Genomic DNA, 20336 nt, shown 5'->3' with positions numbered 1-20336 from the left:
GTCGCTGCTGCGCTGGGTCAAGGGACCGGACTTTCCGACCGGCGGCATCATCATCGACTCCAAGGAAAGCATCGCGGAGGCTTACGCCACCGGACGTGGCGGCTTCCGCACCCGCGCCAAGTGGCACCGCGAGGAGGGAGCGCGCGGCACCTGGGTGATCGTGGTCACCGAAATCCCCTGGCTGGTGCAGAAATCGCGGCTGATCGAAAAGATCGCCGAACTGCTCAATGAGAAGAAGCTGCCGCTGGTCGGCGACATCAGGGACGAGTCGGCTGAAGACATTCGCGTCGTCATCGAGCCGAAGTCGCGCAACGTCGACCCCGAACTGGTGATGGAATCGCTGTTCAAGCTTACCGAGCTTGAAAGCCGGATTTCGCTCAACCTCAACGTTCTCATCAAGGGCAAGATTCCGAAGGTTGTCGGCCTTGCTGAATGTCTTCGCGAATGGCTCGACCATCTGCGGGATGTGCTGCTGCGGCGCTCCGCCTATCGCAAGGCGCAGATCGAGCATCGGCTGGAGGTGCTCGGCGGTTATCTGATCGCGTACCTGAACATCGACAAGGTCATCAAGATCATCCGCACCGAGGACGAGCCCAAGCCGGCCTTGATGAAGGCGTTCAAGCTGACGGAAGTTCAGGCCGATGCCATCCTCAACATGCGGCTGCGCTCTTTGCGCAAGCTCGAGGAAATGGAAATCCGCACCGAGGACAAGAACCTTCGCAGCGAACTGAAAGGCATCAACAAGATCCTCGGCTCGGAAACCGAGCAATGGGCCAAGGTGGGCGAACAGGTGCGCAATGTGCGCGACATGTTCGGCCCCAAGACGCCGCTCGGCAAGCGCCGCACCATTTTCGCCGACGCGCCGGAACACGATCTCGCCGCGCTCGAGGAGTCGCTGGTGGAGCGCGAGCCGGTCACCGTTGTCGTCTCCGACAAGGGATGGGTGCGGACGCTGAAAGGCCATGTCGAGGATTTGTCCAATCTGTCGTTCAAGACCGACGACAAGCTCGGCTTTGCGTTTTTCGCCGAGACCACGTCCAAGCTGTTGCTGCTTGCCACCAACGGCAGGTTCTATTCGCTCGATGTCGCGAAGCTGCCGGGCGGGCGTGGCCATGGCGAGCCGATCCGGCTGTTCATCGATCTGGAACAGGACGCGGCGATCGTGTCGCTGTTCGTCAACACCGGCGGCCGCAAGTTCCTGATCGCGAGCTACGAGGGGCAGGGGTTCGTCGTCAACGAGGACGATTGCGTCGGCACCACGCGCAAGGGCAAGCAGGTGCTCAATGTCGAAATGCCGAACGAGGCGAAGGCGATCGCGACGGTCTCGGGCAATCAGGTCGCGGTCATCGGCACCAACCACAAGATGGTGATCTTCCCCCTCGATCAGGTGCCGGAGATGGCGCGCGGTCGCGGCGTGCGGTTGCAGAAGTACAAGGGCGCGGGCCTGTCCGACGTCACTGTTTTCGATTCAAAAGCCGGACTGACGTGGAAGGATTCTGCCGGCCGCGAACAGGGCTTGAACTGGAAGGATCTGTCAGACTGGCGCGGCAACCGCGCGGACGCCGGCCGCCTCGCGCACGGCCTGCCGAAGTCGAACAAATTCGGCCGCGCCATATGATATCGCGCATAGACATCTGAGCGGATGCCGACCATGACCGTGACGATCTATCACAATCCGTCGTGCAGCACGTCCCGCAACACGCTGGCGATGATCCGGCAGGGCGGCGAGGAGCCGGTGATCGTCGAATATCTCAAGAATCCGCCGGATCGCGCGCGGCTTCGTGCATTGGCTGACGCCATGGGTGTTCCGATCCGCGCGCTGCTGCGAGAGAAAGGATCGCCCTACGCCGAACTCGATCTCGGCAATCCCAAATGGAGCGATGACCAGATTCTCGACTTCATGCTGGCGCACCCCATCCTGATTCAGCGCCCGATCGTGGAAACGCCGAAGGGCGCGCGGATATGCCGCCCGCCCGAAACGGTGCTCGAATTGCTCGATTCTCCCGCGGCTTCCCGTAAATAAGCGTTGTCTGGGCGCTTCTGCATCGCGATACCCACGGCCGACCGTCCCGCGGACGAGGGTCGCGCTTCCGCGCGCATCAATTCCTAGATGCATTTGCAAATGAGTTGCAATAAAGCCTGGCTTGACCCATATTGCAGCCGATGGATGTGAAAACACCTGCTTTGCCCGAACCGTTACCGGAGCCGTCGCAGGGACCCGATTCGGCTGCGGCCGGCTGGCATTCGGAAGCGCCCGCCCGCCCAAGCCTTGAGGAGGTCCATGCGACGGTGCGGGTGCCGACGTCCGGGCACTGGCTGCGCCGCCTGCTGGCTTTTGCGGGTCCCGGCTACATGGTCTCGGTGGGGTACATGGACCCCGGCAACTGGGCCACCGATATCGCGGGCGGCTCGCGGTTCGGCTACACGCTGCTGTCGGTTATCCTGCTGTCGAACCTCATGGCGATCCTGTTGCAGGCCCTGGCCGCGCGGCTTGGCATCGCCGCCGGCCTTGATCTCGCGCAAGCCTGCCGCGCCAGCTATTCGCGGTCGGTCAATTTCATGCTCTGGCTGGTTTGCGAGGCCGCGATCATCGCCTGCGATCTGGCCGAGGTGATCGGCACAGCGATCGCGCTGCAGTTGCTGTTCGGCATTCCGCTGATCGGCGGTGCGCTGATCACCGCGCTGGATGCCTTTCTGCTTTTGCTGTTGATGAATCGGGGCTTCCGGTTTCTTGAGGCCTTCGTGGTCGCGTTGCTGATCGTGATCGCTGTCTGTTTTGCTATCCAGGTCATTGCCGCCGAGCCGCGGATCGCCGAGGTACTGCGCGGCTTCGTGCCGTCGCGCGAGATCGTCACCAATCCGGAAATGCTCTATATCGCCATCGGCATCATCGGCGCGACGGTCATGCCGCATAACCTCTACCTGCATTCATCAATTGTGCAGACGCGCGCCTATCCGCGCAACGAGGAGGGGCGACGGAGTGCGATCCGGTGGGCGACCGCCGACAGCACGCTGGCGCTGATGCTGGCTTTGTTCGTCAACGCGGCCATCCTGATCGTGGCCGCCGCGGTGTTTCACGGCAGCGGCCATACCGAGGTAGCCGAAATCGGCGATGCGTACAGGCTGTTGTCGCCGCTATTGGGTCTCAGCATCGCCTCGACGCTGCTCGCCGTCGCGCTGCTCGCCTCCGGCATCAACTCCACGGTGACAGCCACGCTTGCTGGCCAGATCGTGATGGAAGGCTTTCTGCATCTGCGGATGCCGATGTGGGCGCGGCGGCTCGTCACCCGCGGCCTCGCGATCATACCCGTGATCGCCGTCACGGCCGTCTATGGCGAGCGCGGCACCGCGCAGCTTCTCGTTCTCAGTCAGGTCGTGCTGTCGATGCAGTTGCCGTTCGCGGTGATTCCGCTGGTCCGCTTCGTCTCGGATCGCCGCAAGATGGGCGAGTTTGCGGTTTCAACCACAACCGCCATTGCGGCATGGGTCGTGGCCGGCGTGATCGTGGTCCTGAATGTGAAGCTGCTGGTGGACACGGTTACCGGATAGGGCGCGGCTGAATTTCTTTTTCAGCTCATCGATCGGTTATCTTCATCCACGCGCAGCCAGCCCGTAGGCGCAAGGCGCTGCTGCGGCAGGAAGCGGCCTTTGTAATCCATCTTCCGTGACCCCTCGATCCAGTAGCCGAGGTACACATAGGGAAGGCCGAGCTGTCGCGCGCGGGAGATGTGATCGAGAATCATGAAGGTGCCGAGCGAGCGGTGTTGTTCGGATGGCTCGAAAAACGAGTAAACCATCGAGAGCCCGTCGCTGAGCACATCGGTAAGCGCCACTCCCACGAGATCGCCCCGTGCGTCGATGCCGCTGTCCACGTCGCTCCTGCGATATTCGATGATACGAGTTTCAACGTGACTGTCTTCCACCATCATCGCGTAATCGAGCACGGTCATGTCGGCCATGCCGCCATGGCGGTGGCGTTGGTCGAGATAGGCGCGAAATATCGAATATTGCTCCGACGTCGGTACCGCGGCCCGCATGGTGCCGTCGATGTCGGCGTTGCGCGCCATCACCTTGCGGAAATTTCGCGAAAGCCGAAATTCATCGGCGATCACCCGTACTGACACGCAGGCACGACACTGGTCGCAGGCCGGACGGTAAGCGATCGACTGGCTGCGGCGGAAACCGCCATGGGTCAGCAGGTCGTTAAGGTCGCCGGCCTTCTCGCCGACGAGATGCGTGAATACCTTGCGTTCGCTGCGATCGGGCAGATACGGGCACGGCGAAGGCGCCGTTAGATAGAACTGCGGGGTATCGCGCGAATGTTGGGTCACGGCGGTCTTGCAGATCTCCGAAGCAGGTCACGCCGAGCATCGCGCTCCCGGAGCCGACCGTCAATCCGGTTGCCGCGATATCAATAACTTCGGTGAGGCTCCGCAACACCTCCACGAACCGAATTGTTGATAATCACGGTTCCCAGCAGCATGTCATGCAGTAGCCGGCGCCGTCCGTTGAAGAGGGCAACCAGGAGAATGAGGGGCGAAAAGATCGATATCGAGAACCAGAACAGGATCGCGTGCATGGCGCCGAGCAGAAAATAGCTCGGATCGCCGTACCAGGTGCGCATTTCCAGGTCCATGAGCCGCATTCCGATGGTCGCCGAATGCGGGCCGCCCAGCGACAAGCCGTAATAGACGACAGCCCAGATCACGGTAGCAGGCGACACCAGCCAGAACAGCGCCCAGCCAAGCCCGAGCGTGACGACGCCGAACACCGCAATGAAAATCACCCCGAAAATCACGGGTATCGAAAGCACCACGAGATCAATCAGGAACGCAAAAAAGCGCCGCGTCAGGACGCCGCGAAACAATTCGGGCTGCATCCAGGGGTCGAACGCATGGGGCCGGAACTCGGCGGAGTTGCCGCTCCGCGCGGTGTTGAAGCCATCGTCGGCCATGACCAATCCTCCACGGCTCGTCCACGGCATTGCTTGCCGCCACCCGACATGGCGACGCGGCGCCGGGGTTGCAAGACCTCGGGCAAGGCGTCAAGACCTCGGCAAGACTTAAGGAGACGGCAATGATCGCGGCGAAGCGCGGGCGGTTCGTCAGCCCTTCTGGTTGAGTCTCTCCGCCGCCGCGGGCGCGAAATAGGTGAGTACGCCGTCGGCGCCGGCGCGCTTGAAAGCGACGAGGCTTTCCATCATGGCCCGGTCGCCGTCGATCCAACCGTTGCCGGCGGCGGCGGCGATCATCGCGTATTCGCCCGAGACCTGATAGGCGAAGGTCGGCACGCCGAAGGTGTCCTTCACCCGCCGCACGATGTCGAGATAGGGCATGCCTGGCTTCACCAGCACCATGTCGGCGCCCTCGACGATGTCGAGTTCGACCTCGCGCAGCGCCTCGTCGGAGTTGGCGCTGTCCATCTGATATGTCCGCTTGTCGCCGGTGAGCGCCTTGGCCGAGCCGATGGCGTCGCGGAACGGGCCGTAAAACGCCGACGCGTATTTGGCGGCATAAGCCATGATCTGCACGTCAACGAAGCCGGCCTCGTCGAGGGCCCGTCGAATCGCGCCCACGCGTCCGTCCATCATGTCCGACGGAGCAATGATGTCGCAGCCGGCTTCAGCCTGCACCAGCGCCTGCTGGACCAGCACCGCCACTGTCTCGTCGTTGAGGATCCTGCCGTCCTCGATCAAACCATCATGGCCGTGGCTGGTGAACGGATCGAGCGCCACGTCGCAGAGCACGCCGAGGTCCGGAAACTCCCGCTTGATCGCGCGGACCGACCTGCACACCAGGTTCTTGGCATTGAGGGCCTCGCTGCCGCTGTCGTCCCGCAAGGCGGGATCGGTGTAGGGGAACAGCGCGATGCAGGGGATGTTCAGCTTCAGCGCCCGTTCCGCGTCACGCACGCACTGGTCGACGCTGAGACGGTCGACGCCGGGCATCGAGGGAACGGGCGTCCGCCTCTCGGCGCCATCGGCCACGAACAGAGGCCAGATCAGGTCGTCGGTGGTCAGGACGTTTTCACGAATCAGGCGGCGGGCCCATTCCGACTTGCGGTTGCGGCGCGGCCGGGCCACCAGATCGAGCGGCAAAGCGGACGTCGTGGCCTCGCGGCGAGGTCCATCCCGCATTTCAATGGGACGCCCGTATTTTATCGCCATGGTGCCGACACTCCCGAAAACCAGAGAACCAATTTGATTTTGTTTCAATTCTACCATCAGGAACCGGCTTCGTCACCGCGCTCATGCCTCGACGCAATGCAATTGATTTTACGATCCCGAAAAGTCATGAATCGGCGACACATAACTATGGCTTCTAGCACCTGATGTCTGAAACCTCATCGCGCAAGCAGGCCCGGCGGGACAGCGTGACGTCGATGGCCGGGATTTCATCCGCACGGGCGGAAACTGACGAAAATCTCTGGACCGGGCGGCTCGTGCTTTTTCTCCGCATCATGGCGGTGCTGTCGCTTGGAACAGGACTTTATCATTGGGCTCAGGTCACCGGTTTCATCGGCGGCGAAGACAATGCCTTTGAGAATCAGACCGTGGCCTGGCAGGCCGCGACGGTCTACTTCGCGGTGATCGATCTGGTGGCGGCCGTGGGCCTGTGGCTCGCGACGCCTTGGGGGGCCGTCGTCTGGCTTACCACTGTTGTCTCCATGGCCGTCGTCGAACTGATGTTTCCGGCGATCTATGGCGGCAATCTGGCCGTCGTCGGCATCGAGACCGCGATGCTCGTGACCTATCTGGGGCTCGCCTGGATGGCGGCGCGCGAACGGCCGCCATAGGGAGTTGCTACGCCAGATCAGAAGCCGGAATTGAAGGCGGCTCTTGAAATTGGAATCGGGATTGATGGCTTGCGTCGAATTGTCCGAAATTTTTTTCCGCTAAGAATTCGGTTACTCTAACGTCCCGGTCATTGGTGTTGACAGGATGTTTCGAATTCGAGCGGTGCTGTTCCTGAATGTGACAGGTGTCGCAGACGAAGCGTGAACAGCGCAGCCCAAATGTCAAGGAAAGGTTGCGGAAGCCCCTGATTTGACGGGCTTAATCAGCAATTCACTGTCTTAAATTCATGATGTCTTTATTGTCTTATTTAAGCGGATATTCAAACGCCTCCCCTAGGGTCCAGCTATCAGGCGGAACACAAGTTCCGTCGAATAAGTCGGTAAACGACAACAGGGGAAGTCATCATGAAAGCCGTTGCGAAGGCTCACGAGCCCGCAGAACAGGTTGCCGGAAATGCGCCGGTGCAGTCGCTCTATCTCGAAGCGTTGACCTTGGTCGAGCGGCTGCATCGGCGTCTGCTCGATGTCATCAAGGATGAATTCGATCGTCGCGGTCGCGCGGATATCAATTCGGTGCAGGCGCTTCTGCTCTACAACATCGGCGACAAGGAACTGACGGCCGGCGAACTGCGGACGCGCGGCTATTATCTCGGCTCCAACGTTTCCTACAATCTGAAGAAACTCGTCGAGTTGGGATTCCTCGATCATCAGCGCTCGCGCGTCGATCGCCGCTCGGTGCGCATCCGCCTGACTGCGCAGGGACAGGAAATCCGCCGCATCGTCGACGCGCTCTACCAGAAGCACGTCAAGACCGTCGAACAGGTCGGCGGCATTTCGAACGAAGAGTTCGCGACGCTGAACAAGTCGCTGCATCGCCTCGAGCGCTTCTGGACAGACCAGATTCTGTATCGGCTCTGAGTTTCTCGGGGGCAACGGGACGAAGCCGGCGACAAGATCGGCCGCCCCTGCCAAACCTCAAGAACACGACATTCCCCGCATCTGAACGCATCGGCCCGGCTCGTCCGGCGCCGGTGCTTTTTGCTGTGCCGTTGTCGGCCGCCGCCGATTACGTTACAGACGGAGACACACGAAAAGGTCTCCTCACATGATTACCGAAATCGCGCAAATCGAAATCAAGCCGGGCAGCGAAGCGGATTTCGAAGCCGCGATCGCTCAGGCGCAGACGATTTTCAAGCGTTGCAAGGGGTGGAAGAGTTTCGAGCTGCACCGCTCCATCGAGAAACCGTCGCGCTACCGCCTGTTGATCAAGTGGGAAACGCTGGAGAACCATGTCGTGGATTTTCGCGAATCCGCTGACTTCACTGAATGGCGCGCGCTGGCCGGGCCGTACTTCGCGTCGCCCCCCGAGGTGGAGCACACCACGACGGTCGCGGCCTTTTAGCTCGCTGTCTTAACGGACCGCTTTTCGCTATCAGCGCGCAGGAAGTCGATGGCGACCTTGCCGATTGCGAGCAGGGGTAGGGCAAGCGCCAGCCCCCAGACGCCGAAGATGATGCCAAGCAGAATCTGGAACCCGAACAGCGTCGCTGGCGGGATGTCGAGCGCCTGACGCTGGATGATGGGCGTGAGCACATAGCTTTCGAGCGCATGGACTCCGAGAAACAGCACGAACGCGCTCGCGGCTGCCACCCATCCTGACGCCAGACTCGCCAGCACCACGATCAACCCGCCGAGCAACGCTCCGATGGTGGGAATGAAGCCGAGCAAACCGGCCTGGATGCCGAGGATAAATGAACTCTCGATGCCGATGATCTCGAGGCCGATCCAGGTCACCAGAAACACCGCGGCCATGGTGACCATCTGGGCGATTAGCCAGCGCTCCAGGGTATCGCCGATCCTGTCGACAAGGATTGTCGCGTTCGCACGATGTTTTACCGGCGTCATGCGGAGCAGGCCGTTACGATAGACGGTTGGCTGGGCGGCAAAGCAGAGGCCGAGGAACAGCACGATGAAGAAATTTCCGACGGCGCTGACGGTGCCAAGGACGAGCTTGAGGGTCTGGCTGACAATCGCGGTACCGCTTGAGGCGAGCGTGCCGGCGCTCGGCAGATTACGCTGAACGGTTGATGGCGTCTCTTCGGCCCTTGCGGTTTCGTGAGTTTTCGAGAGATCGGGCGTTTTCGAGGCTTCGGATGAATTAAGACCGCTCAAATTGAAGTAGCTGGTATCGACGCCGTTTTTTTCGAGGAACGATTTGACGGTCACGAGCTGGGATTTGATCGTATTGCTCAGCACGGCGGTTTGCTGCGCGATCTTCGTTCCTCCCAGGACCAGGACGCCCGCCAATCCGGCGGCGAGCACGAGGCAGACGATCGTCAGCCGCAATGCATGGGGCAGGGGCACAACGCGGCCGAGTAGATTTGTGACGGCGTTGAGAGCAACGCCAAGCAGCACGCCGGCAAAGATCAGGAAAAGCGTGGCCGCGAATTCCCAGGCGAGCACCAACAGCGCCGCGAACAAAACGACGGTCATCCCGCCGGTCGCGATCGCCCATGCCAGATCCGTCCGGGTCTGCCCTTTGCCTGTGGTGTGATCTGTCACGCTCGCCTCCGGTTGTGGGCCCGCAGTGTTCCGTTAAACGCCGTCCGGAATCAAGCGTCACCCGGCTGCATCCCCATCGCTTCTGATGGAATCAGAAACGACCTCTAAGGTTTTGATATGATGCATTTTCTTTGGGGTGAACAGATGTCCGTCCCCGGGTCAAGCCCGAGAAACACGCTCGTTCGAAAGCGGCCGGAAACCTGAACGAAGATGCCGCCAAGAAAAAACAAGGCGCTCCGTCAGGAGCGCCTGTCTTTGACTGTTTTGAGAGACCGGGAAGCAGTCAGTACGAATAGTACATATCGAACTCTACCGGGTGCGGCGTCATTTCGAACCGCATCACGTCAGTCATTTTCAATTCGAGGTAGGCGTCGATGAAGTCGTCGTCGAACACGCCGCCGTGCTTCAGGAAGGCGCGGTCCTTGTCGAGGTTTTCCAGCGCCTCGCGCAATGAACCGCAGACCGTCGGAATCTGCTTCAGTTCTTCCTTCGGCAGATCGTAGAGGTCCTTGTCCATCGCCGGTCCCGGGTCGATCTTGTTCTTGATGCCATCGAGGCCGGCCATCAGCAGGGCGGCGAAGGCAAGGTAGGGATTGGCCATCGGGTCGGGAAAGCGGACCTCGACGCGCTTGGCCTTGGGCGATGTGGTGTAGGGGATGCGGCACGATGCCGAACGGTTGCGCGCGGAGTAGGCCAGCAGCACCGGCGCCTCATAGCCCGGGACCAGACGCTTGTAGGAGTTTGTGGACGGATTGGTGAAGGCGTTGATCGCCTTGGCGTGCTTGATGATGCCGCCGATGTAGTGGAGGCAGGTCTCCGACAGGTCGGCGTACTTGTTGCCGGCGAAGGTCGGCTTGCCGTCCTTCCAGATCGACAGGTGGACGTGCATGCCCGAGCCATTGTCGCCGAAGATCGGCTTCGGCATGAAGGTGGCGGTCTTGCCGTAGATATGGGCGACCTGATGGATGCAGTATTTATAGATCTGCATCTGGTCGGCCATGTAGGTCAGCTTGTCGAATTTCATGCCGAGTTCGTGCTGGGCCGACGCCACCTCGTGATGGTGCTTCTCGACCTTAACCCCCATCTTGGCCATCGCGCCCAGCATTTCGGAGCGCATGTCCTGGACTGAGTCCTGCGGCGGGACCGGGAAGTAGCCGCCCTTGTTGCGAATGCGGTGGCCGAGGTTGCCGCCTTCATATTCGGTTGCCGAATTGGTCGGCAGTTCGGATGAATCAAGCTTGAAGCCGGTGTTGTACGGATCGGCCGAGAAGCGCACGTCGTCGAAAACGAAGAACTCGGCTTCGGGGCCGACATAGACGGTGTCGCCGATGCCCATCGACTTCACCATCGCCTCGGCTTTCTTGGCGATGCCGCGCGGGTCGCGGTTGTAGGGTTCGCCCGTGGAGGGCTCGAGGATGTCGCAGGTGATGACCATGGTGGTCTCTGCGAAGAACGGGTCGATACAGGCTGTGGTCGGATCGAGCATCAGCATCATGTCGGATTCATTGATCGCCTTCCAGCCGGCGATCGACGAGCCGTCGAACATCGTGCCTTCGGTGAAAATATCTTCGTCGATCATGCTGACATCGAAGGTGACGTGCTGCCACTTGCCGCGCGGATCGGTGAATCGCAGATCGACATACTTCACGTCGTTGTCCTTGATCGCTTTCAGGACGTCGCTGGCGGTCTTCATAAATACCCCTTGTCTCTGCTGGTCTTCGTGGCTGGTTTTTGTGATTTTATGACGCGGCCGTTGGTCATGCCCGGTGTGTGAATGTTTCCACTAGATGGCGTCCAGGCCGGATTCCCCCGTTCGGATTCGAATGGCTTCCTCGATGTTGGATACGAAAATCTTGCCGTCTCCGATCCGGCCCGTCTGGGCGGCGCGCCTGATGGCCTCGATGGCCTTCTCGACCAGATCGTCTCCGATCACGATTTCGATTTTAACCTTGGGCAGGAAGTCCACGACGTATTCCGCGCCGCGATAAAGTTCGGCGTGTCCCTTCTGACGGCCAAAGCCTTTTGCCTCGATCACGGTGATGCCTTGCAATCCGATCTCCTGAAGCGCTTCCTTTACTTCGTCGAGCTTGAACGGTTTGATGATGGCTTCGATTTTTTTCACTGAACGTCTCCTGGCACTTCCAAATTCCGGCCAGCGGCCGATGCACGCTCACGCTGGGTCTTGAACACGGTCATGCACTGGTTTTCGGACGGACAAAAGTCGCGGAACGCGCTTCATTTTCGCCAGCAGACATCACAGATCGAACCATCTTCCGAAAGCAGGGTTCGTGCCAACTCGCCGGAGCCTTCAATTGCCAAGCGTTATCAGTCGATTAAAGCGAGCTTTGGTATGTTATGGCAGCACCTCGGCGTAATTGTCAGATTACAAATTAGGCAGCGGGGTTATTTTCTGTGCAGTCGTGCGTCCGTCGGCAGGGTCGTCTTTGCCCGTGGACTCGAGTGGTGAGGCCATGGAGATTCTGACGACCGGTGAAATGGAGAAGGCCGACCGGCTGGCTATTGCGGGTGGCGCGTCGGGTTTCGCGCTGATGCTGCGCGCCGGGCAGGCGGTGGCGGACGCGGCCGCTGACCTCGTCGATCAGGGCTCTATCCTGGTTGTCGCCGGGGCTGGCAACAACGGCGGGGACGGCTTTGTCGCGGCGACCGAACTGGCGGCGCGCGGCCACGATGTTTCGGTGATCCTGCTGGGCGCGAGGGACAGCCTGAAGGGCGATGCCGCGCTCGCGGCCAAGGGCTGGAAGGGGCCGGTCATGCCTTGCGATCTGTCCGCGCTCGGTTCGCCCGCGCTGATTGTCGACGCGCTGTTCGGCGCGGGCCTCAATCGCCCTGTCAGGGGCGATCCTCAGGCGATGATAGAAGCCATCAACACCAACGGCGCGCCCGTGCTCAGCATCGATCTGCCGAGCGGCGTCAACGGCAGCACCGGCGCGATCATGGGGGCTGCGGTGCGCGCCACCGAGACGGTGACCTTCTTCCGCAAGAAGCCGGCGCATCTGCTGCTGCCGGGCCGGGTTTGTTGCGGCCGGGTGCGCGTTGCCGACATCGGCATCCCCGATGCGGTGCTGGATGAAATCCGCCCTGTAACCTTTGAGAATATTTCAGATTACTGGGAACGCGCGTTTCCGGTGCCGCGCATCGACGGGCACAAATATGCGCGAGGGCATGCCGTCGTCGTATCCGGCGATCTGACCTCGACCGGGGCAGCCCGATTGTCGGCGCGCGGCGCGCTGCGGGTCGGAGCCGGGCTTGTGACGGTGCTCTCCCCGGACGATGCGTTGGGCGCAAATGCGGCGTCGCTGACCGCGGTGATGGTCCGGCGCATGAATGGCGCGGCCGACTTCGCGAACCTCCTGGCGGACCGGCGAATCAATACCTGCGTGATCGGACCTGGGGCCGGAATCGGCGAGCAGACCCGCGCGCTGGTATTGACGGCGCTCGCCGCGACCCCGGCGCTGGTGCTCGACGCCGACGCTTTGACGAGCTTTGCCGATGCGCCGGCTCGGCTGTTTGACGCGGTCAAATCCGCCGGGAGAAACGACATTATCCTGACGCCGCACGAAGGCGAGTTCCATCGCCTTTTCAGCGAGATGAGCAACAAATATCCACTTCGCTCGAAACTTGAGCGGGTGCGCGCGGCTGCCGAGCGTTCGGGCGCGATCGTACTGCTCAAGGGGCCGGACACCGTGGTTGCTTCGCCCGACGGCCGCGCGACGATCGCGGCCAACGCGCCGCCGTGGCTGGCAACGGCAGGCTCAGGCGATGTGCTGTCCGGCATGATCGGCGGGCTGCTGGCGCAGGGCGTGCCGGCATTCGAGGCGGCATGCATCGGCGTCTGGATGCACGGCGAGGCCGGACAGGAGGCGGGGCCGGGGTTGATCGCGGAGGATCTGCCGGAGGTTCTGCCCGCGGTGCTGCGGCGGCTCTATGACCGGTTCGGGATCGATTATTAGTGTGCAGTTCTGATGGATCAGAAGCTGGCTCTCCAATTTCGAAATGATGCGTTTTCTTCACGCGAACCGGTATCCCCTTCGTTTCGTTCGGAAACGCTATTCCACTGCGAACCATTGCACCTGGCGCGGCGCGCTCCATTCCACCGCCATGGTCTCGACCAGCCAGGCTCCGGCGACATCCGCGGCGAAAGCGATGCGTTGCGTCTGCCCGGCATCGACCAGCACGGTATCAAGCCAGAACGGCTTCCAGCCGTCATCGAGCCGGTCGAGCAGACGAAAGTGATGGCCATGCAGATGAAACGCCGTGGGAATTGCCGCCGGGTTGGTCAGTGCGAGCACCACGGTTCGGCCGCGCTTGACGCGAAACGCCGGATTCGAGCTCATATTGAAGTGCGTCGGCACATTCCACGAAGTTGGAGTTCCTCCGGGGGCGGCCAGCGGCACGTCGACGCGCAACGCGGTCTTTAGATCGGGCCGCGCCGGCAGGCTCTCCGACGGCAGGGGAGCGGGTGTCGGCAACGGTGCCGACCGCGGCGGTTCCTCCGCGGAGACGTGCAGGCGGGCGATCTGCCGCGGGCTGCCGCCGTCATGCAGGGTGACCGCCGATGTCGTTCCTGCGGGAGGCGTTGCATCGAGGACGGCGTCGACGCGAGACCCCGGCGCCAGCACCAATCGGCCGTTGCGCGCCAGGAACGGCTCCGCCGGCTGGCTGTCGATCGCCATGACCCGGACATCCAGATTCTGGATTCCGAGAGCGATTGCATTGCGCTGGCAGGCGTTGATGATCCTTAGTCTAAGTCGGTCGTTGGGCCGCAAGGTCAGGTCGAGCGAAGGCTTTCCGTTCACCAGATAAAGCGGTGCCCCGACCGTCTTGCCGCCGGCGCCGGGAGCGATCGGGCGTCCTTCAGCGTGGAGCCGCCAGTCCTCGATCAGCATGACCTCGTCGCGATCGACCTCGACCGGCGTTCGTTCCTCGACGATCAGGGCCTGAGCGGGCGAGGACTGCGCCAGACCGTCTCCGAGCAGGCGGGCATCGCACAGGAAAGTTCCGGCCTGCCGCAACGGGAGCAAAAAGCGGTCGGTTTCGCCCGGCAATGCCGGCCGTCGGGCGGTCAATGGCTCGATGGAAGGCGCGCCGTCGATCCCGTGCCAGTTCAGGACCAGCGGGGCGGGAAGGCCGTTGTGCAGCGCCACCTCAACCGCTTCGCTTTGGCGGAAGCGGAGAGGCGGCGTGTGATCGGTCCGCAGCGACCAGACGGCGGTTTCGTCCCGATTCGGCCCGAGCCGGAGGGGAACAGGCATCGCACCAATAGCGAGCGTCTGCGGGCGTTGCTGTTGTGCGCGAAGCCCGGCTGCCGGGCCCGCGGTGGCAAGCCCGATGCCGGCCAGCAGATGCCGTCGGGTGAGGTGGACAGGAGCGCGCGTCATCGCCGATGCGGACCATTTTCTCCGGTTTCTGTCCAGCGGTCTGCGGCGCCCCGGGCGGCCATTTTTTTGCTGCGAACCGGTATCGTCATGTTATAAGCCCGCCGCATTGAGCGCACTGATGACGCCGGAGCAGAGCCGGGGCCATCGGCGCGTCCGGTTTCAACTCGTTGGAGCATGACGTCTACCGAAAGCCGCTTCGCATTTTTCGGCATCATGCTCGGCACCGCGGGCCGGATTGATGCGGGCGTGGCGGAATTGGTAGACGCGCTGGATTTAGGTTCCAGTGACGAAAGTTGTGGGGGTTCGAGTCCCTCCGCCCGCACCAAGCGCCACAGCGTTTGAGTAACGACTTCAGGCAGCTATCCGGATGGATATATGCCGGCTGTACCACGATGCAGGCACTTCGCCGCGCATCGACCGATTGACAATGATCCGGCCGTTTCAGCCGGGCCGAGCGGAAGAAGAAGATTGACGCCATGCAGGTGAACGAAACCCTTGCCGAGGGACTGAGGCACGATTTCCAGATCAGCGTTACGGCCACCGAAATCATGGCCAAGGCGGACGCGCGGTTGGCCGACCTCAAGGGCCGGGTGAAGCTCGACGGCTTTCGTCCGGGCAAGGTGCCGGTCAGCCACCTCAAGAAGGTCTACGGCCGTTCCTTGATGGTTGAAACCATCGAGGACATGATCCGCGAGACCAACATGCAAATCGTCTCCGATCACGGCTTCAAGCTCGCGGGTAATCCCAAGGTGGCGATGCCGTCGGACGAAAAAGAGATCGAGGACATCCTCGCTGGCAAAGCCGACCTCAGCTACACCGTGACCATGGAAGTCGTGCCGGCGATCGAAATCGCCGACTTCAAGAGCTTCAATATCGAAAAGCCGGTTGTCGAGGTGTCCGACGCCGATGTCGACGAAGGCATCAAGCGGATCGCCGATCAGAACCGCAACTACTCCACCAGGCCTGAGGGCGCGAAGGCCGAGAACGGCGATCGCGTGACCATCTCGTTCAAGGGCTCCATCGACGGTGAGTTGTTCGACGGCGGCAGCAGCGAGGACATTCTGGTCGTGCTCGGCTCAAACGCCCTCATTCCGGGGTTTGAAGAGCAACTGGTCGGGATCGGCGTCGGCGAAACCCGCGTCGTCAAGGCCTCGTTCCCGAAGGACTATGCCGACAAGGAGCTTGCCGGAAAGGACGCCGAGTTCGAGACCACGGCAAGCATGATCGAGATGCCGGAAGACACCAAGATCGACGATGAGTTCGCCCAGAGCATCGGTCTGAACACGCTCGATCAGTTGAAAAAAGCCGTCCGCGACCGGCTCGCCGCCGAATTTGGCCGCGCCATGCGCCAGCACGTCAAGCGCGCGCTGTTTGATCGCCTCGACGAGACGCACAAATTCGAATCGCCGCCGACGCTGGTCGAGGAGGAATTCGAGCAGGTGTGGAACTCGATCACGAAGGAGATGGAGTCGAACAACAAGACTTTCGCCGACGAGGACACCACCGAGGAAGCCGCCAGGGAAGAATATCGCCGGATCGCTGACCGTCGGGTACGACTCAGTCTGGTGCTGTCCGAGATCGGGGAAAAGAACGGAATCTCGGTCACGGACGACGAGATCAACCGCGCATTGATCGATCGCGCGCGTCAGATGCCGGGCCGCGAGAAGGAGATTTGGGATTACTACCAGAAGAATCCCCAGGCCATGGCCCAGATTCGCGCGCCGCTTTTCGAGAACAAGGTCGTCGACTACATACTCGAACTCGCAACCATCACCGAGAAGACGGTGACGCGCGAGGATCTCTACAAGGATTACGAGGCGAGCCATGGCCCGGACTGAGGGGCCGCGCCCCGATCGGGCGTCGGGCTCGGCCCGTGCCCGCCGTTAATGATATCAACTGAAACCGGCGTCGCGACGCCGTCCGCGCCACGTCGCGCGCTGCGATCGGGCTTGGATTGGCGGCGCTGGGATGCCAATGTCCGAATCGAACCACCGGGCACGTGGCTGCGCGGCTCCCTTGTCGTCCGAGTTATCGGCTCATATCTTGGAGCCGTGCTTGCCTGTCCTGCATCACGCCACGTTCATCCGCACTGGCAAAGACGGGAGACTGCCGGTTTTGCTTCGGATGATCCTCGCCGCCAACTGCTGACACAAACTTTTGGGTGATCAATGCGCGATCCAGTCGAAACCTACATGAACCTCGTGCCGATGGTGGTCGAGCAAACCAACCGCGGCGAGAGGGCTTACGACATCTTTTCCCGGCTGCTGAAGGAGCGCATCATCTTCGTGACCGGCGGGGTCGAAGACAATATGTCGATGCTGATCGTCGCCCAGCTCCTGTTTCTCGAGGCCGAGAATCCCAAGAAGGAAATCTCGATGTACATCAATTCGCCGGGCGGCGTGGTGACATCGGGACTCGCGATCTACGACACGATGCAGTTCATTCGTCCGCCGGTCGCGACGCTGTGCACCGGGCAGGCCGCGTCAATGGGCTCGTTGCTGCTGGCTGCCGGCGAAAAGGACATGCGGCATGCCTTGCCGAACGCGCGCATCATGGTCCACCAGCCCTCCGGCGGTTTTCAGGGGCAGGCGACCGACATCATGCTGCACGCCCAGGAAATCCTGAGTCTCAAGAAGCGGCTCAATGAAATTTACGTCAAGCACACGGGACAGACCTATCAGGCGATCGAGGATGCGCTGGAACGCGACAAGTTCCTCACCGCCGACATGGCCCGCGATTTCGGCATCGTCGACAAGGTGATCGACAAGCGCGCCGAAGAGCCGGCGACGTCGAAGGCTTCGCAATAAAAGGCGTCGCAGCTCGATGGGACCGACGGGCCGGGTGATCCGGCCCGATTCGGGCGCCACCGGCGATTGCATCGCGATACTTTCTGAAAAGTTCCTTTTTATTGGCGTTTCCGCTTGACTGGCGCGATAATCGCGCAACGCTGGTCTGAATTTGGCCAAAGAGAGTCGCGTTGCTGAGGCAAATCGCGCTATTGTCATGATGCTGGAGGCTGGCCGATTAGCGAATTCTTGATAGTCGGCCGGCACCATGGTTGGCTAGCTGAGCTCAGCTAACGAGGGATGCGCAGGAGAATCGATTAACCGCGATTCGCGCGGGACTGAAAAGCGCAGGGTCTTTCCTGGTACGGACTTTGCTCCTATGTAATCTCGTTTCACCGGATGTGCCAGAACGGAACGAGCGAGCGGGCGGGCAGGCGGGACTGAACGGCGGACGGAGACAGGAATGAGTAAGGTCGGTACGGGCGACTCCAAGAACACGCTGTATTGCTCGTTTTGCGGCAAGAGCCAGCACGAGGTGCGCAAGCTGATTGCGGGGCCTACCGTATTTATCTGTGACGAATGCGTTGAACTCTGCATGGACATCATTCGCGAGGAGAACAAGTCCTCGCTGGTGAAATCGCGCGACGGCATTCCGACTCCGAAGGAAATCTGCAAGGTCCTTGACGATTACGTCATCGGACAGGGCCATGCCAAGAAGGTGCTTTCGGTCGCGGTCCACAATCACTACAAGCGGCTCAATCACCAGACCAAGCACAACGACGTCGAACTGGCGAAGTCGAACATCCTGCTGATCGGCCCGACCGGGTCCGGCAAGACGTTGCTTGCGCAGACCTTGGCGCGCATCCTCGACGTTCCGTTTACGATGGCGGATGCCACCACGCTGACCGAAGCCGGCTATGTCGGCGAGGACGTCGAGAACATCATCCTGAAGTTGCTGCAGTCCGCGGACTACAACGTCGAGCGCGCGCAGCGCGGCATCGTCTATATCGACGAGATCGACAAGATTTCGCGCAAGTCCGACAATCCCTCGATCACCCGCGATGTATCGGGCGAGGGCGTGCAGCAGGCGTTGCTGAAGATCATGGAAGGCACGATTGCGAGCGTACCGCCGCAGGGCGGCCGCAAGCATCCGCAGCAGGAGTTCCTGCAGGTCGATACGACCAACATCCTGTTCATCTGCGGCGGCGCGTTCTCTGGCCTGGAGAAGATCATCTCGGCGCGCGGACGGACCACCTCGATCGGTTTCGCGGCGCAGGTGCTTGCGCCGGAAGATCGCCGCACCGGTGAAATCTTCAGGCATGTCGAACCGGAGGATCTGCTGAAATACGGCCTGATCCCGGAATTCGTCGGACGTCTGCCTGTCGTCGCCACGCTCGAGGATCTCGACGAAACATCGCTAAAGAAGATTCTGACCGATCCGAAGAATGCGCTGGTGAAGCAGTATCAGCGGCTGTTCGAGATGGAGAATATCGAACTGACCTTTGCCGACGAGGCGCTCGGCGCGGTCGCGCGCAAGGCGATCGAGCGCAAGACCGGCGCGCGCGGATTGCGTTCGATTCTCGAAAGCATCCTGCTCGAGACCATGTTCGACCTGCCCGGACTTGAAGGGGTCGAGGAGGTCGTCATCTCGCGGGAGGTGGTTGAGGGAACCGCGCGGCCGCTGTACATTTATGCGGACCGCTCCGATCGCGCGAGCGAGACCAGCGCCAGCGCCTGATCCAGGCGTTTTCAGGCGCTCATGTTGCCGCAAGGCTTGCCGCCGCTCGTTCCGTGCGGCGGCCGCTGGCTGTACAAGCGGCAATCTGCACGCTGGAAGCAGGCCGTTGAAATGGCTGCTGTCCTTTAACTTGACACGCTGACGGTCGATGGCCACCTAATGCTATCGGCGGCGACGCATATGGCGTTCGCTGCTGCCAGGGCAGGTGAGGCATCGGTTCGCAAAGCCCCATCCTTCTCAGGAAAACTCGGCACCTTGTGGCGGTTGCGCGCGATTGGCGGGCTGCGTACAAGGGGGCGCAACAAAAGGAACAAGGCTATGACCGCCTCAAAACCCCGGCCAGCTATCGTTCACGGCGAAACCAATACCTATCCGGTACTTCCGCTTCGCGACATCGTTGTTTTTCCGCACATGATCGTGCCGCTGTTCGTCGGCCGCGAGAAATCGATCAAGGCGCTTGAAGAGGTCATGAAGAACGATGCGCTGATCATGCTCGCGACGCAGAAGAACGCGTCGGATGATGATCCTGCGCCGGACTCGATCTACAAGATCGGAACGCTCGCCAGCGTGTTGCAATTGCTGAAGCTCCCCGACGGCACGGTGAAGGTGCTGGTGGAGGGCCTTGAGCGCGCGCGCGTGGAAACATATTCCGACCGCTCCGATTATTATGAAGCGACCGCCGTCGCGCTGGCCGACACCGACACCAACAGCGTCGAAGCCGAAGCGCTCGCGCGTTCCGTCGTGTCGGATTTCGAAAGCTATGTGAAGCTGAACAAGAAGATTTCGCCCGAAGTAGTGGGAGTGGTGCAGGCGATCACGGATTTCGCCAAGCTCGGCGACACCGTAGCCTCGCACCTCGCCGCCAAAATCGCGGATCGTCAGGGCATCCTGGAGACGCTGTCGGTAACGGCGCGCCTTGAGAAGGTGCTCGGACTGATGGAGAGCGAAATCTCCGTCTTGCAGGTCGAGAAGCGCATCCGCTCGCGCGTCAAGCGCCAGATGGAGAAGACCCAGCGCGAGTACTATCTCAACGAGCAGATGAAGGCGATCCAGAAG

The 20336-nt window shown here is 61.3% G+C and carries 18 protein-coding genes and 1 tRNA gene; 12 read left to right on the top strand and 7 right to left on the bottom strand.

Translation table 11 applies throughout. The annotated features are described in order from the left end of the window. From BGO16_RS02130 to BGO16_RS02120, 3 genes are all read left to right on the top strand, one after another. A partial coding sequence (locus BGO16_RS02130) for a DNA gyrase subunit A (RefSeq protein WP_292616839.1) occupies window positions 1–1618 on the top strand: 1618 nt, incomplete at its 5' end. A gap of 33 nt (window positions 1619–1651) precedes the next feature. Next, window positions 1652–2023 (top strand): arsenate reductase (glutaredoxin), encoded by a 372-nt coding sequence (gene arsC / locus BGO16_RS02125; RefSeq protein ID WP_292616837.1) that lies wholly within the window; start codon window positions 1652–1654, stop codon window positions 2021–2023. A 140-nt stretch (window positions 2024–2163) separates the two neighbouring features. Then, the gene (locus BGO16_RS02120) at window positions 2164–3549 is read left to right on the top strand and encodes an Nramp family divalent metal transporter (protein ID WP_292616836.1); all 1386 of its coding nucleotides are present in this window, start codon (window positions 2164–2166) and stop codon (window positions 3547–3549) included. Between the two features lie 20 nt (window positions 3550–3569). Here BGO16_RS02120 and BGO16_RS02115 read toward each other — a convergent pair whose 3' ends face one another. From BGO16_RS02115 to hemB, 3 genes are all read right to left on the bottom strand, one after another. Continuing rightward, on the bottom strand, window positions 3570–4331 hold the full coding sequence (locus tag BGO16_RS02115) for an arginyltransferase (RefSeq protein WP_292616833.1): 762 nt from the start codon (window positions 4329–4331) through the stop codon (window positions 3570–3572). Between the two features lie 80 nt (window positions 4332–4411). Then, window positions 4412–4954: an RDD family protein gene (locus tag BGO16_RS02110; protein ID WP_292616831.1), complete on the bottom strand. Its 543-nt coding sequence runs from the start codon at window positions 4952–4954 to the stop codon at window positions 4412–4414. A 150-nt stretch (window positions 4955–5104) separates the two neighbouring features. Further along, window positions 5105–6166 carry a porphobilinogen synthase gene (gene hemB, locus BGO16_RS02105; RefSeq protein WP_292616829.1) on the bottom strand — a complete coding sequence of 354 codons (1062 nt, stop codon included), beginning with the start codon at window positions 6164–6166 and terminating at the stop codon, window positions 5105–5107. Between the two features lie 164 nt (window positions 6167–6330). On the opposite strand from hemB, the gene BGO16_RS02100 reads away from it, so the two are divergent. From BGO16_RS02100 to BGO16_RS02090, 3 genes are all read left to right on the top strand, one after another. Continuing rightward, entirely contained in the window at window positions 6331–6795 is a 465-nt protein-coding gene (locus tag BGO16_RS02100; protein WP_292616827.1) for a DUF6163 family protein, read from the top strand. Window positions 6796–7197: 402 nt separating this feature from the next. Then, window positions 7198–7713, top strand: a complete 516-nt coding sequence (locus tag BGO16_RS02095; RefSeq protein ID WP_292616841.1) for a MarR family winged helix-turn-helix transcriptional regulator — start codon at window positions 7198–7200, stop codon at window positions 7711–7713. A gap of 187 nt (window positions 7714–7900) precedes the next feature. Beyond that, entirely contained in the window at window positions 7901–8197 is a 297-nt protein-coding gene (locus tag BGO16_RS02090) for an antibiotic biosynthesis monooxygenase family protein (RefSeq protein ID WP_292616825.1), read from the top strand. On the opposite strand, the gene BGO16_RS02085 is transcribed toward BGO16_RS02090, so the two are convergent. From BGO16_RS02085 to BGO16_RS02075, 3 genes are all read right to left on the bottom strand, one after another. Then, window positions 8194–9288 carry an AI-2E family transporter gene (locus tag BGO16_RS02085; RefSeq protein WP_319796656.1) on the bottom strand — a complete coding sequence of 365 codons (1095 nt, stop codon included), beginning with the start codon at window positions 9286–9288 and terminating at the stop codon, window positions 8194–8196. The genes BGO16_RS02090 and BGO16_RS02085 overlap by 4 nt on opposite strands. A gap of 352 nt (window positions 9289–9640) precedes the next feature. Beyond that, window positions 9641–11050, bottom strand: a complete 1410-nt coding sequence (gene glnA / locus BGO16_RS02080) for a type I glutamate--ammonia ligase (RefSeq protein ID WP_292616821.1) — start codon at window positions 11048–11050, stop codon at window positions 9641–9643. A 90-nt stretch (window positions 11051–11140) separates the two neighbouring features. Continuing rightward, the gene (locus BGO16_RS02075) at window positions 11141–11479 is read right to left on the bottom strand and encodes a P-II family nitrogen regulator (RefSeq protein ID WP_011315159.1); all 339 of its coding nucleotides are present in this window, start codon (window positions 11477–11479) and stop codon (window positions 11141–11143) included. Window positions 11480–11828: 349 nt separating this feature from the next. Between BGO16_RS02075 and BGO16_RS02070 the strand changes: the two genes are divergently transcribed. After that, entirely contained in the window at window positions 11829–13328 is a 1500-nt protein-coding gene (locus tag BGO16_RS02070) for an NAD(P)H-hydrate dehydratase (RefSeq protein WP_292616804.1), read from the top strand. A gap of 96 nt (window positions 13329–13424) precedes the next feature. On the opposite strand, the gene BGO16_RS02065 is transcribed toward BGO16_RS02070, so the two are convergent. After that, window positions 13425–14756 carry a multicopper oxidase domain-containing protein gene (locus BGO16_RS02065; RefSeq protein ID WP_292616802.1) on the bottom strand — a complete coding sequence of 444 codons (1332 nt, stop codon included), beginning with the start codon at window positions 14754–14756 and terminating at the stop codon, window positions 13425–13427. Window positions 14757–14996: 240 nt separating this feature from the next. Between BGO16_RS02065 and BGO16_RS02060 the strand changes: the two genes are divergently transcribed. From BGO16_RS02060 to BGO16_RS02040, 5 genes are all read left to right on the top strand, one after another. After that, window positions 14997–15081 (top strand) — tRNA-Leu (locus BGO16_RS02060). Between the two features lie 151 nt (window positions 15082–15232). Next, complete coding sequence (gene tig / locus BGO16_RS02055; protein ID WP_292616800.1) at window positions 15233–16594, top strand: trigger factor; 1362 nt, start codon at window positions 15233–15235, stop codon at window positions 16592–16594. Between the two features lie 330 nt (window positions 16595–16924). After that, window positions 16925–17563, top strand: a complete 639-nt coding sequence (locus BGO16_RS02050) for an ATP-dependent Clp protease proteolytic subunit (protein ID WP_292616798.1) — start codon at window positions 16925–16927, stop codon at window positions 17561–17563. 442 nt (window positions 17564–18005) lie between these two features. Next, complete coding sequence (gene clpX, locus BGO16_RS02045) at window positions 18006–19280, top strand: ATP-dependent Clp protease ATP-binding subunit ClpX (protein WP_292616796.1); 1275 nt, start codon at window positions 18006–18008, stop codon at window positions 19278–19280. A gap of 318 nt (window positions 19281–19598) precedes the next feature. Continuing rightward, on the top strand, window positions 19599–20336 hold a 738-nt coding region (locus BGO16_RS02040; protein WP_292616794.1), incomplete at its 3' end, for an LON peptidase substrate-binding domain-containing protein.

It is taken from the genome of Nitrobacter sp. 62-23 (assembly GCF_001897285.1).
Taxonomy (GTDB): domain Bacteria; phylum Pseudomonadota; class Alphaproteobacteria; order Rhizobiales; family Xanthobacteraceae; genus Nitrobacter.
Note: the sequence above shows the minus strand (reverse complement) of the source record. Positions and strands in the feature narration are given on the sequence as shown.